The sequence below is a fragment of the Candidatus Sulfotelmatobacter sp. genome (assembly GCA_035498555.1).
GTDB lineage: Bacteria > Eisenbacteria > RBG-16-71-46 > RBG-16-71-46 > RBG-16-71-46 > DATKAB01.
In genome coordinates, this window is record DATKAB010000008.1 from 1 (window position 1) to 13,800 (window position 13,800).

The window sequence follows — 13,800 nt, forward strand, 5'->3', positions numbered from 1 at the left end:
GCGAGTCCTGCAGCAACGACCCGCCGAAGCCGAGGCCTCCCTGCGCGCCGTGATCGCGCAGGCCGATTCGATCTCGTTCGACTCGTACCTCGACGCCACTCATGCGCTGTGCTGGGTGATGACCGAGACCGGCCGGCCGGACTCGGCCGCACGCATCGCCGGCGGCGCGTTGGACCGCCTCGACCCGAAACTGGCGGATCCGGCGCGCGCGCGGCTCCTCTACAGTCTCGGCAACGCCGAGCTCCTGGCAGGCCGGCCCGGCGAGGCGCTGGAGCCGCTGTGCCGAGCGTCTCTGCTGCAAGGGCGCGGCGCGGGACTGAGCCAGATCTCACGGATGCGTTCCGAAGAGGCGCTGGCGCGCGGCTTCGACGCGCTGGGCCAGCGCGACAGCGCGCTCTTCCACTTCCGTGCCGCGACTCGCGCGTGGGAGAGAAGTCGCGCCGCGCCCAACGATCCGGCCTGGCGCGAAGCGTTCGCGGGTGCGGCGGCCACCCTGTTCTGCGAATACGCGGCGCGTCTGCTGGACCCGGCCGCGGGCGGGACGCCGGCGGCACGCGCAGCTCGGGCCTTCACGGCTCTTCAGGACTTTCGGTCGCGGGCGCTCGAGGAGCAGCTGCTGGGAGCCGAGGCCCGGGCGCAGGTCGCGCGCGTCCGCTTGAACGAGCTGCAGAGAGCCCTTGCCGATCACGAAGTGCTGCTCGACATCTATCCCTCACGCGACACCACCGTCGTGCTGGCGGTGACCCGGGATCGCATCCTCGCTGCCACCACCGCCGGCGCGATCCGGCTGTCGCCGCGGCTCAAGCGGTTGAGCGAGTTGCTGCAGTCGCGCGAACCGGGAGGCGAGGGCGACGCCCAGCGCGGCGCGGAGGAGGCGCTGGGCACCGATCTCTTCGGCGGTGTCGCCGACCTGATTCGCCCGGCGCGATCCGCGCTGATCTCGGCCGGGGGCTGGGACGTTCATCCGCTGGGCGAGCTGCGCGTGCCCGGTGAGACCCGTGAACTCTCGCGGGCCCGCGAGCTCGGGATCATTCCATCCGCGACGCTGCTGGCGGCCTCGCGCCGGGCCGCCCGCCAAGCGGAAAGCGCCGGCTTTCTCATGCTGGCTCGCGCCACCGGGCCCTCGAAGTCCCCGCTCGACGGCGTGAAGAGCGAGACCCGGGCGCTGCGCGCCCGATTTCCGCACGGCGAGTTCCGCTCGAACGACGGTGACCGCACGCTCGACGACATGCTCGCGCGCGTCGAAGGGCGCGAGATCCTCCACGTTGCCTCCCATACGCGCTGGAATTCGTCGGCGCCGTGGCGCGCCGGATTCTTGCTCGGACGCGGCGACGACGAGGAGGCCTATCTCACCGCCGCCCGTATCTGCCGGCTGCGCGGGGCGGCGCGGCTGTGCGTGCTGGCGAGCTGTTCGTCGGCGGGCCAGCCGACCGTCAGGGAGAGCATGCCGCCGCTCGGCGCGGCGTGGCTCGCGGCCGGCGCGCAGGCGGTGATCGCCACGCTCTGGCCGGTGGACGACGCGGCCACCGCCGAGTTCGTCGCGCATTTCTACGACGCGCTCGAACGCGGCCGCTCGGCGGGTGGTGCGCTGGCCGACGCCCAGGCGGCCACACGCCGTACCCGGGGTCGCGAAGCGAGCGGCTACTGGGCCGGCTACGTTTTGCTCGGTGATCCCGCGACCCACGTGCGACTCCGCGCGAGCGCGCCGGCGTCGCCCGCCCGACGCTGAGAGCGCCCGCGTCGTCCGACGCTCGGGCGGGGCCTCCGGTGCGCACAATTGCCGCGCCGGTCGCGCCCGATCCCTCTCGAGCCAACCCTTTGCCTATCGTCTCGGACTCAAGCCCCGTCACCCCCAACAGGAGACTCCCATGAAGCTCGTTCGTTGGTTCGCTCTGGTCGCGTTCGCGCTCGCTCTGGCGGGCGCATCCGCGTCGGCCAAGGACCTTCCCGGCCGGCCCTCCGGCAAACCCGACAAGAACGACAAGAAGTCGGACAAGTCCGACAGCAAGGCCGCAAAACCCGGCGACACCGCCCCCGACAAGCCGTACGGAGACTGGAAGAAGCTCACCAGGGACGCGGTGGTGAAGAAGGGCTACTTCACGCTCTACTGGAAGCGCGAAAACCTCTACATGGAGATCGCGCCGGCGCAATTCAACCAGCCGGTGCTCGGCATCTTCAGCTTCTCGCACGGCATCGGCAGCAACGAGATCCTCGGCGGCCTGCCGCTCAACGATCGGTTGATGGAATTCCAGCGCTCCGGTGACCACGTGCTGGTGATCGAGAAGAACACGCGCTTCACGGCGCCGGCCGGCAGCCCGATGGACAAGGCGCGCGATCTGTCGTTCGGCAATTCGGTGCTGGCATCGCTCAAAGTCGAGAGCGAGCAGGACTCGACCAAGTCCGTGCTGGTGGATCTGGCGCCGCTGGTGGTGAGCGATCTCTCCGATCTCGCGGAGGGCCTGCGCTACGCGCTCGCCGGACCGACCGGCCCGCGCTCGATGCGTTTCGACAAGGAGCGCTCGTCGCTCACCTCGGTCAAGGTGTTCCCCGAGAACATGGAGATCGAGTCCAACCTCGTCTACTCGCCGAACGACCGCACCGGCCTGAACGTCCCGAGCGTGCCGGATGAGCGCTACATCTCGATCGGCGTCCACTACTCGTTCTCCAAGCTCCCCGACGTGCCGATGAAGCCGCGGCTCGCCGATCCGCGTACCGGCTACTTCCTCGATGTGATGAAGGACTTCGGCAAGGATGCCAACGAGAACTTCTTCACGCGCTACATCACCCGCTGGCGTCTCGAGAAAAAGGACCCGAGCGCGGCGGTCTCCGACGTGGTGAAGCCGATCGTTTACTACATCGATCGCACCGTGCCGCTCGAGTACCGGCCGTACGTGAAGAAGGGGATCGAGAACTGGCAGAAGGCGTTCGAGGCCGCCGGTTTCCGCAACGCGATCATCGCGAAGGACGCGCCCGACGACTCGAGCTGGGACGCCGAGGACGTGCGTTACAGCACGGTGCGGTGGATCACCTCGACCGAACCGTCGTTTGGCGCGATCGGACCCTCGCGCATCGATCCCAGGACCGGCGAGATCCTCGACGCCGACGTCCTGTTCGAGGCCTCGTTCATTCAGGGCTTCCGCAACGTGTATCGACGCTACGCGGGCCCCGAGGCGATCGCCGATCAGATGATGCCGACGCTTCCCAACGCGTGGCCGTCGTTCCTGCCGCGCGAGCTGGAGTGCGAGATGCAGTCCGGGCTCGCCGACGGCGGCGCGGTGCTGCGCACCGGGCTGCTCGAGGACGGCATCATGCCGCCCGGGAGTCCGGTGCCGATCGACTACGTCGGCAAGGCGCTGGTGTGGGCGGTCATGCACGAGGTCGGCCACACGCTCGGCCTCCGGCACAACTTCCGCTCCAGCACTTCGACGCCGTTCGCGAAGCTTAACGACGTGTCCTGGACGCAGCAGCACGGGCTGGTGTCATCGGTGATGGACTACGCCACGCCGAATCTCACCGCCGATCGCAGCAAGCAGGGCGAGTACTACGCGTCGGTGGTCGGCGACTGCGACGTCTGGAACATCCGCTACGGGTACACGCCGACCGACGCCGCCACGCCCGAGGCCGACTACGCCATCGTTCAGAAGATCGCCGACGAATCCACGCAATCCGGGCACGAGTACTCGACCGACGAGGACACCTACCCGGCCGACGCGCTCGACCCCCGCACCAACATCTGGGACCTGAGCGACGACCCGCTGGCCTGGGCGAAGGACCGCGCCGGTTATCTCTCGGGACTGTGGAAGAACTCCAACTTCGAGGCCTCGATCGTGGGCGCCGAGGGCGAATTCGCGGTGCTGCGCCGCGCCATGGACACGCTGCTCGGCGAGTACACGCGCTGCCTCGGCATGGCGATCAAGTGCGTCGGCGGCCAGTACGTGTCGCGCAGCCTGCGCGGACAGCCGGGCGCCAGGGACCCGCTCATGCCGGTGCCCGCCGCTCGCCAGCGCGAGGCGCTCGACTTCCTGGCACAGCGCGGGCTCTCGGTCAATGCGTTCGACGTTCCGCGCCCGCTCCTCAACCGCATGGTGGCGGATCGCTGGACGCACTGGGGCCTGCCCAGCACGTTCGCGCCCGGCGCGCGCGTGGACTACGCGTTCAACGACCGCGTGATCGCGATCCAGCGCAACATCATCGCCTCGCTGCTCAGTCCGCCGCTGCTGGCCAGGCTGCGCGAAGCCGAGTCGCACACCGCGGACGCGTTCCGCATGTCGGAGCTGTTCGACCGGCTGACCCGCGCCACCTGGGGCGAGGTGGGAGCGGAAGCCGCGGGCCTCAAGGCGCTCGAGGGGCCGAGCCCGCGCCGCGAGCTGCAGCGCTACTACGTGGACCGGCTGGCGACCATGGTGGTGGACGGCGTGCCGGGCGGGCCCGACGACGCGCGTTCGCTGGCGCGGCTCCAGCTGACGCGCATCGACGGCCGCATTTCCCAGGCGATGGCGGGCAAGGCCGCGCTGGGGGACTATACTCGGGCGCACTTCCTCGAGACCCGCGCCCGCATCAAGCGCGCGCTCGAGGCGGGACGCGAGGCGGATACGCCGAGCCCGGCCGCGCGCGGAGGGGTGTTCGCGGTGCCGGGAAACTAGGCAGTCGTAGTGGCTGTGCCTGGGACGTTCGAGTGCAAGGCGGAATCGACGGTCCGGCCGAGGTGTATCCGCTGGATACTCCGCAGGTCGGACCGTCGACGCCAACGCAGCAATCGAACATCCCCGGCACAGCCAAAGGGATGACCGGGAGCTCCTCGGGACGCTGCGCCTAACTGATCGTCGGATGCCAACCCCGCGCGAGGGCCGCGGGACCGACGGGCGGACGGGTCGGAAGCTCGGGGAGCCCAAATGACGTGACCGGCGTGTCGCGCCCCATGCGTGGCGCGCCGGCTTGGCCGCGCGGGCGCGGGCTGTTAGCGTCGCGCGGCCTCGGGACTTGCGCGCGTCGCGTTCCGGGGCGAACCCCATGCTCGCTCCCGGCACACGCCTCGGCTCCTACGAAATCATCGCCCCGCTCGGCGCGGGCGGCATGGGCGAGGTCTATCGCGCCCGCGACTCGCGGCTTTCCCGCGACGTCGCCATCAAGGCGCTGCCCGCCGGTGTGGCGCAGGACCCGGAACGCCTGGCGCGATTCGACCGCGAAGCCAAGCTGCTCGCCTCGCTGAACCACCCGAACATCGGCGCGATCTACGGCCTCGAAGAAGTCGATGGCCAGCGCTACCTGGTGCTCGAGTTCGTCGAGGGCGAGACCCTGGCGCAGCGCCTTTCGCGCGGACCGCTGCCGATCGCGGAGGCGCTCGAAGTGTGCTCGCAGGTGGCCTCGGCGCTCGAGGCCGCGCACGAGAGCGGCATCGTGCACCGCGACTTGAAGCCCGGCAACGTCATGCGCACCTCGAGCGGTGCGATCAAGGTGCTCGACTTCGGGCTTGCCAAGGGCGGCGCATCGGCTTCGATGTCGGATCCCTCGCTTTCGATCTCGCCGACCGTTACCTACGCCGGCACGGCCGCCGGGGTGGTGCTCGGAACCGCGGCCTACATGAGCCCCGAGCAGGCGCGCGGCCGCGCGGTCGACAAGCGCACCGACATCTGGTCGTTCGGTTGCGTGCTGTTCGAATGCCTGACCGGGCGGCAGACTTTTCAGGGCGAGACGGTTTCCGACCTGATCGCACGCATCCTCGAGCGCGACCCCGACTGGAGCGCGCTGCCCGCCGGGACGCCGGCCAGCATCCGCGAGCTGCTGCAGCGCTGCCTCGAGAAGGACGTGCGCCAGCGACTGCGTGACATTGGCGACGCGCGCATCGCGATCGAGCGCGAGCGCGCGCTCGGCAGCGGCGCGGTGCGCGCGGCCGCCGGGGCGCAAGCGGCCGCGCGGCGGCGCGGACTCGTGACCGCGTGGGCGGCGCTGCTGGCCGGGGTTCTGATCGGTGGCGGGTCGGCCTGGATGGCTCGCGGCGGTCGCCTCGCGGGGGGCCCCACCACCGCCCAGCTGACCATGGACATTCCCGACAGTCTCAGCATTCAGGACGGCGACTGGAGCGCGACGAAGCGCGCCATGGTGCTGATCTGCCGGCGCGCCTCGGAGGTCGACAACCCCTCGCTGCGCATTTACGTGCGCTCCCTCGATGATTTCACTCCCCACCTGGTTCCGGGCACTGAAGGCGTCACCAGTCTCCGCATCACGAACGACGGCCGCTGGATCGTGTTCGTGGGACAGGTGGCCCCGAACTCGCCAGACCGCCGGCTGGCAAGGATTCCGCTCGACGGGAGCGCACCGCCCATCACGGTGTCGGCCTGGGACCCCGCCTGGCACTCGTTCGCCTTGCTCTCCAATGGAGACATCGTGGTGATGGACCAACCTGGGACGAAGATGTGGCGGATCCCGGCGAGCGGCGGTGCCACGGTCGAATCGAAGGTGGACCGCGGGGACCTGCGCGCCAGCGTGGAGCTGGAGAAGCCGGCGCCCGGCGACCGCATGGTTTTCCTGCGCGCGGCGATCTACGAGCAACGGGGCTGGAGCGTTCAAATCGGCGCCCTTGATCTCGCGAAGAACCGGCTGGTGACGTTCGGCCAGGAGGGCGGTTTTTCGGCGCTCGCGCCGGGCGGCGAGCTGTTGTTCTCGCGCGGGGAGGTGCTGCTCGCGGCGCCCTTCGACGCGAGCCGGCTCAAGGTGGCCGGCGCCCCGGTCGCTGTCGCAAGCGGACTGTGGGCGCCTTTCTCCTACTATCCCGGCTACTTCCTGCTCGATCGCGAGGGCACTCTGATCTATCCGCCGGGGGGCGCGGTCGGGGATCAGCGCCGCATCGGCATCGTCGACGCCGAAGGCCGATTGCGAAAGCTTTCGACCGAGCCGAGACCCTACCAGCGGTATCCGGTGCCGGCCCGCGACGGGAAGACATTCTTCATTCCCGCCACCAACGCCGCCGGCATCGACGAGATCTGGATGGGCGACCTGGAGCGCGCGGGGTTGCGCAAGGTGGTTGCCGAGCCGAACGCGGATTGCACGCTGCCCCATCCTTCGCCGGACGGTCGCCATCTCGCGTACTGGCGGGTCGGGCGCGATTCGAGTGACGGCACCTACATCATGAACCTGGAATCGGGAGGCCCCGGGCGTCTCGTGATCCCCGATCCTTCGTCGCAAGACCAGTACGCGATCGATCAGTGGTCGCCGGACGGCGAATGGTTGATCCTGACGCGAGTGACCAATGGCCGCCTGAACGGTCTCTACGCGGCAAGACTCTCGACCTCCGCGGACTCCGTGGTCGCCGTGCGCAAGCTGACCGCCGGCTCCGAAGCGGCGGGCACGGGCGCCTTGTCGGCCGACGGTCGCTGGCTCGCGTATCAGAGCGACGAATCGGGGCGCGACGAGATCTACGTCGCGCCCTTCCATCCCGAGGGCAGCCTCGGCGCCGCGATCCGGCTCACCGATGGCGGGGGCGGAGTGCCCGAGTGGCTCGCGCCAGGCCGGCTCGCCTATCGCAGTCCCGACATCCGCCACCTGTACGTGATGGAAGTCGGGAGTCCACCCACGGCCGGGATCCATCCGGCGCGCGACTGGTGCAACCTCGACGAGATCGGCGTCCTGGATGGCTCGGTGATGCCGGATGGAACCTTTCTCGCCAAACTGCGCGGTCCCCACGAAACCGGCGGCGGCAGCGCGGTCAACCTGGTGTTCGGCTGGACCGACGAGCTGAAGCGCCGGCTCGCCGCGCGCTAGACTGCGACCTTCGCCCATGCTCTCCGCCGGCAGCCGCCTCGGTCCCTACGAAATCGTCGCCCCCCTGGGGAGCGGCGGCATGGGCGAGGTGTATCGGGCGCGCGACACGCGGCTTGGCCGCGAGGTGGCGGTCAAGGTGCTTCCGCTCCACCTGTCGGCCGAGCCGGAAGTGCGGGCCCGATTCGAGCGCGAGGCGAAGATTGTCTCGGGACTCAATCACCCGAACATCTGCACGCTGTTCGACGTCGGGCGGGCGCCGGCCGAAGCCGGAGCGGGAGAATCCGACTACCTGGTGATGGAGCTGATCGAGGGCGAGACGCTGGCCGAGCGCCTTCGCCGCGGCCCCCTCGCGCCGGCCGAGCTGCTGCGCTTCGCCACCCAGATCGCCGACGCGCTCGATCGCGCGCATCGCGCCGGCGTGATCCATCGCGACTTGAAGCCTGCCAACGTCATGATCACGCGAAACGGCGCGAAGCTGATGGACTTCGGTCTGTCGCGCGCCGGCGGCGTTACCGGAGCCGCGGGCTCGGGCGCGGCCGCGGGACTCACTCAGTCGCCGACCCTGGCTCGAGCCCTGACCACCGAGGGCACGCTGCTCGGCACCTTTCAATACATGTCTCCGGAGCAGCTCGAGGGCCGCGAGGCCGACGCGCGCAGCGACATCTGGGCGCTGGGCTGCGTCCTCTACGAAATGGCCACCGGCCGGCGCGCCTTCGAGGGCCGCAGCCAGGCCTCGCTGATCGCGGCCATCCTCGAGCGCGAGCCGGCCGCGGTCGGCGAGGCGCCGTCGGGCGCCGCTGCGCTCGGCGGACCGCCGCACGGCATCGAGCGGCTGATTCGCAACTGTCTCGCCAAGGAGCCCGACGAGCGCATCCAGACCGCACACGACGTGAAGCTCCACCTGCAGGCGATCGCCGAGGGCGCGGGTCTGTCCGCGACCAGCGTCGCCGCGTCGGTGATCCCGGCGCTGGGGGCCGCGCGCGCGCGCGGCGGGGGCTCGCCGCTCGCGTGGGCGGTGGCTGTCGCCGCGATCCTGGCCGCGATCGGCGTCACCGCCTGGCTCTGGCCGCTCGCGCACGCGAAGCCGGCGCCGATCCGCTTCCGCATCGGCTCGATTCCTCACGTGGCCGAGATGTTCTGGCCGCGCATCTCGCCCGATGGTCGCGAGCTGTTGTTCGTGGCCCCGGACTCGAGCGGAAACACCCGCACCTATCTTCGCCCACTGAACGACATCGAGGCCCGAGCGATACCCGGAACCGAGGGCGCCAATCGCGTCTACTGGTCGCCCGACAGCCGCGAGATCGCCTTCGTGGTCGGCGACAAGATGGAACGCGTGACGATCGCCGGCAGCTCGCCCACCCTGATCTGCGCCGCCAACGGCGGCGCGGACCTGAGCTGGGGCTCGAAAGGGCTGATCCTCATGGATGGCCACGCCAATGATTCGCTGCGCGTCGTGCCGGCAGGCGGCGGTGAGCTGAAACCCGCTTCACGCATCGTTCGCGCCGACGGCGAAACGACCAGCGCCTGGCCGTGCTTCCTGCCCGACGGCGAACACTTCCTGTTCATCGGCGGCTCGGGTGGCAACGGCGGCAACATTAGGCTCGGCCGGATCGGAAGTCTGGAATCGAAGAAGCTCGGCCAGTCCGACGGCCGCGTCGAATACGCGCCGGGCGGCTGGGTCCTGTACGTGAAGGGGTCGAGCCTGCTGGCTCAGAAGCTCGACGTCGGCGCCGCCAGACTCACCGGGGAGCCGATCACGATCGTGGACGACCTGCGGACCGGATCGTCGGAGGGACACTTTTCGATCTCCAACAACGGGATTCTCGCGCTGGCCCGGATCGCCGGGGGGGACCTGAACGGGCTGCAGATCGGTGACCGCCACGGCACGCGCTCGGGCGACGCGCTGGTGTCGGGCACCGTCGTCAATCCGCAGCCCTCGCCCGACGGGCGCTACGTGCTCTATCAGCGAAGGGGAGGAGCCTTCGGGCGCGACGGCGAGATCTTCGTCTACGACACCAGCCGCTCCACCGACACGCGCCTCACCTTCACCGACGGGCACGCCTCGACGCCGGTCTGGTCACCGGACGGGCACCGCTTCGCCTACGCGGCACGGACCGCCTCGGGCGAGACCCAGTTCCGGATTGCGTCCGCGGATGGTCTCGGGGCGGTGGATTCCATCGTGCTTCCCAGGGAATTCACGGCATCGCTCAGCCAGTGGTCGCCCGCGGGATCGAGGCTGCTGTGCTTCACCTCGGCGTTCCGGACCTGGATCCTGCCCGCCGAGGGGAAAGACCGCGTCCCGCGGCCGCTGGCGGATTCCAGCGCGACCCAGGCGCACGGGCAGATCTCTCCCGATGGCCGCTGGCTGGCGGTCACCATCGCCAACGGCAACGCCCCGCAGGTGTTCGTGGAGTCGCTGGGCGAGACCCCGGGCCGCTGGCAGATCTCGACCACCACCGGAATCCTTCCTCGCTGGACACGTGGCGGCCACGAACTGGTCTACGAATCGCTCGAAGGGAATCTGATGGCGGCCGAGATCGACACGCGAAGCGGCTTCCAGGCCGGAACTCCGCAAAAGCTCTTCACGCTTCCGACGCGCGCGTTCGACCCGAGTACTTCCAGCTGGAGCTGCGACGCCGCCGGCGAGCGCTTCTTTCTGGTGGTCCCCGAGCAGACCCAGGGCGCCGGGATCCTCGAGATCAACACCGACTTCCAGGCGCTGGTGACGCGCCGGTGAACGCGTGACGCTCGAGGCCGGCACTCGCCTCGGTCCCGATCAACGCTCGATCGGCGTGATGACGATCCTGTCCGGGCCGACGCCGCGCGCGGCAGACGTGCGCACGCTGTTCCGCATGGAGGCGCCGCAGCTCGACACGCCGTCTTGGGGCTACGCCCGCTCGTCGGATCGCTTCCTGATGCTGCGACCGGGCGCGGCCAAGCGCGACGCCGCGGCGTCGGTGACCATCGACTGGCCGGCGCTGGCGGAGGGGAAATGAGCCAGAGCCCGGCGGTGTGGCCGAACGGCATGCCGGCCGTCGGCCAGATCGCGCGGCGCTCGCGCCGCGTCGAAGCCCGCGACATCGAGCTCTTCACCGAGATCAGCGGCGATCGCAATCCACTGCACTACGACGAGCGCGCCGCCGCCGCCACGCGCTTTGGCGGGATTGTGGTGCAAGGCGGCGTGACGAGCGCCATCCTCAACGCGGTGGTGGCCGAGGACTTGCCGGGCCCGGGAACGGTCTTCCTGAGCGTGCGCTGGGACTTCAAGGCGCCGGTGCGGCCCGGCGACACCATCACCGGCGAGGTGAGAGTCACGAAGGTGCGTGACGACAAACCCATCACCGAGCTCGAGACGCGGGTGATTCGCGACGACGGCACCGTGGTGCTCGAAGGCACCGCGGCCTGCTACACTATGCCGCTTCCTCGGTAGGCGACTCGCCTCCCCAGATCCGCCCATTCGGGCCCCAACCCTAGAAATCCAGGAGTTTCTGTCGTGATCGTCGCCACCCAGCTCAAGGTCGGAAACGTCATCATGCACAACGGCAAGCCGCACCGCGTCACGAACGTGGTCCACGTGACGCCTGGCAACTGGCGCGGCATGGTGCAGACGCGGCTCGTCAACATCGAAACCGGCTCGAACGCCGAGCATCGCTTTCGCTCGGAAGACAAGGTCGAGCGTGCCGCGCTCGAAGAGCACGAGCTCCAGTTCAGCTACCGGGCCGGCGACGACTTCAACTTCATGAACACCGAGAGCTACGAGATGGTGGCTCTGGGGAAGGACGTGCTGGGCGACAACGTCGGTTATCTCACCGAGGGCATGGTGATCAAGGCCATGTATTTCGAAGGGCGCGTGGTGGGCATCGAGCCGCCGATGTTCGTGGAGCTGGCGGTCAAGGAGACCACGCCCAACATCAAGGGCGCCGCGGTTCAGAACACCTCGAAGCCCGCGATCCTCGAGACCGGCCTCGAGATCAAGGTGCCGCCCTACGTCGAAGAGGGCAACGTGGTGAAGATCGACACCCGCACTGGAGAGTTCGTCGAGAGGATGTAGGGCGGTGGCTTCGAGCCCGGCCTAGGGCAGCCGGTCGAAGCGCTCGACACGGAACCCCGAGACGTCGGTCACCGAGGTGAGATTCCAGCGCCGAGCGTCACCGCGCAGCTCCGCCAGCGTCTCGCGATCCCCCTTCACCTCCAGCTGATATTCGCGACCGAACCGGGCGTCGGTGGTCGCCGCGATCGCCGCGATCACGACCTCGGCGTGTGCCGCGAGCCAGCGGGAGGCCGCGAGCGGTGAGGTGGCACCAGGCGGTCGCGACGGGAGCGCGCGCGCGCCGAGCTCGGGCCGCGTGAGATGCGCGCGCCAGGCCAGCAGCGCCGGGCTCAGCACGTTGGAGTAGCCGAGCAGAACCGCCCGAGTATTCGGGCCCGCGGCCGTGTCGAGCGCCGCCGCCGCGGCGGCGAGCGAAGGCGCGGCGCTGGCCGCCACCACCCCGTCGGGCGCGATCGGATGGGGAGCCAGCGCCTCGAGGGTCGCGTCCACCACCGCGACCACGCTGGCGGGGCTTCGATACGCGCGTCGCCGCGCGGCCAGCCCCGCGCTGGTCGGACCCTCGAACCACGCCGTCACCAGCGTCGCCACGGCCACGAGCCCCCAGGCCAGCTCGGCGAGCCCGCGCCTCGGCAGTCGGTCGAACGCCGCGCCCGCCAGCCCGACCAGCGCGCGCGCCGCGCACAGCCACAGCAGCGGGCACACCGTGAAGAGGAAGCGACTGTCGCGGTAGCGATGCAGCACCGTGGCGCCGAAGCCGACCACGAACGCCAGCCAGGCGAGCCGCTCGCCGGCGCCGCGGCGGTCGAAGAACAGCGCGAGCGCCAGCCCCAGCGCGAGCCATCCCACCCACGGCGCCGGCGAATAGTCCGCGGCGAGCGCGCGCGGATAGAAGAGCAGCGCGGCGGGCTTCCACAGCGGCACTCCGCTGTCGCGATTGGCGAGGAATCCGAACAGCTCGCGAACCCGATTGGGCCAGGGAATCGTGAACCAGACGGCGAGCGGCAGCGCGACGCTCTGGAGCAGGAGCCGGGTGCGCTCGGGGGAGCCGCGCCAGAGCCGCCCGAGCCGCGAGGGACGCGCGCGCCCCGGCGTGACCAGCCACACGAGAAGCGCGAGCCACAGCCCGTAGGCGAGATTGCCCGGCGAGTGAAACGAGAGGCGCTGCTTCGCGACGGTGATGGCGCCGCCGCCCGTGGCGAGAATCGCGACGATCGCGAGCGCGCCGAGCGCGAACAGCAGCGGCATCGGCTTGAGCCACCAGCGCCAGCGTATGCGTTCGCGCAGCGACGTCACCGCGCGGGCCCGCCGATCGGCCGGCAGCAGCGTCCACTCCCAGATCGCGAGCGGGACGAGCCACAGCAGGCCGTAGTTGTACTTGCAGAGTACCAGCGCGGTACTGGCCCAGCCCGCGGCCAGCAGGCGCCCGCGCTGGAGCGGCTCGCCGGCCGCGCGCACGTGCAGCGCGAACGCCAGCGCCAGCAGGAAGGCGCCGGGCATCTCGAGCATGGCCAGCGTCGCGAACACGCCGTAGCTCGGCGCGATCAGAGCGAGCGAAGCCGCCAGCAGGCCGACCCACCAGCCGCGGGTGGGGTGCAGCAGCGTGCCGGCGGCGAACAGCGCCATCACCGTCCCGAGGTAGAGCGCGATGCTGAGCGCTTCGGCGGCGGCCAGCCCATCGCCCATCACCAGGAACGCCGGCGCCAGCATCAGCGAGTGGACGAACGGCCACACCACCTGCGCATTGATCGCGGCGAGGAGTGCGAGCGGATCGAGGTGGCGCAGCGCCTCGGCCACCCGAACGCCGGCGTAGCCGTGCGCGGCCTCGTCCCAGAGGGGCGCCGACGCGCTGGCCCGACAAAGGCGCCAGAGCTGGAGCGCGGTGAGCGCGCCGAGCAGGAGGATCGACAGCGCCGCGACCCGCACGCCGCGCGCACGGCCGGCGGGCCCGGCGGTCAGACTGCCGTCACGAGCGGGGGCGGAGTCCACTCGAT

8 protein-coding genes are annotated in these 13,800 nt (G+C 70.2%); 7 read left to right on the top strand and 1 reads right to left on the bottom strand.

Annotation, left to right across the window (positions count from 1 at the left end):
• The 7 genes from VMJ70_01095 to efp form a co-directional block, all read left to right on the top strand.
• Nucleotides 1-1,729, top strand: a 1,729-nt coding sequence (locus tag VMJ70_01095; protein ID HTO89701.1) for a CHAT domain-containing protein, incomplete at its 5' end; no start/stop codon positions are given.
• A 139-nt stretch (nt 1,730-1,868) separates the two neighbouring features.
• On the top strand, nt 1,869-4,643 hold the full coding sequence (locus VMJ70_01100; protein HTO89702.1) for a zinc-dependent metalloprotease: 2,775 nt from the start codon (nt 1,869-1,871) through the stop codon (nt 4,641-4,643).
• Between the two features lie 367 nt (nt 4,644-5,010).
• Nucleotides 5,011-7,758, top strand: a complete 2,748-nt coding sequence (locus VMJ70_01105; protein ID HTO89703.1) for a protein kinase — start codon at nt 5,011-5,013, stop codon at nt 7,756-7,758.
• Nucleotides 7,759-7,774: 16 nt separating this feature from the next.
• Entirely contained in the window at nt 7,775-10,495 is a 2,721-nt protein-coding gene (locus VMJ70_01110) for a protein kinase (protein HTO89704.1), read from the top strand.
• Nucleotides 10,496-10,499: 4 nt separating this feature from the next.
• Nucleotides 10,500-10,754 carry a hypothetical protein gene (locus VMJ70_01115; GenBank protein HTO89705.1) on the top strand — a complete coding sequence of 85 codons (255 nt, stop codon included), beginning with the start codon at nt 10,500-10,502 and terminating at the stop codon, nt 10,752-10,754.
• Nucleotides 10,751-11,188 (top strand): MaoC family dehydratase, encoded by a 438-nt coding sequence (locus tag VMJ70_01120; protein HTO89706.1) that lies wholly within the window; start codon nt 10,751-10,753, stop codon nt 11,186-11,188. The genes VMJ70_01115 and VMJ70_01120 overlap by 4 nt, the downstream gene beginning before the upstream one ends.
• A gap of 63 nt (nt 11,189-11,251) precedes the next feature.
• On the top strand, nt 11,252-11,809 hold the full coding sequence (gene efp, locus VMJ70_01125) for an elongation factor P (GenBank protein ID HTO89707.1): 558 nt from the start codon (nt 11,252-11,254) through the stop codon (nt 11,807-11,809).
• A 21-nt stretch (nt 11,810-11,830) separates the two neighbouring features.
• Here the strand turns inward: efp and VMJ70_01130 are convergent, their stop codons facing one another.
• Nucleotides 11,831-13,795 carry a hypothetical protein gene (locus tag VMJ70_01130; protein ID HTO89708.1) on the bottom strand — a complete coding sequence of 655 codons (1,965 nt, stop codon included), beginning with the start codon at nt 13,793-13,795 and terminating at the stop codon, nt 11,831-11,833.
• Nucleotides 13,796-13,800 lie beyond the last annotated feature (5 nt).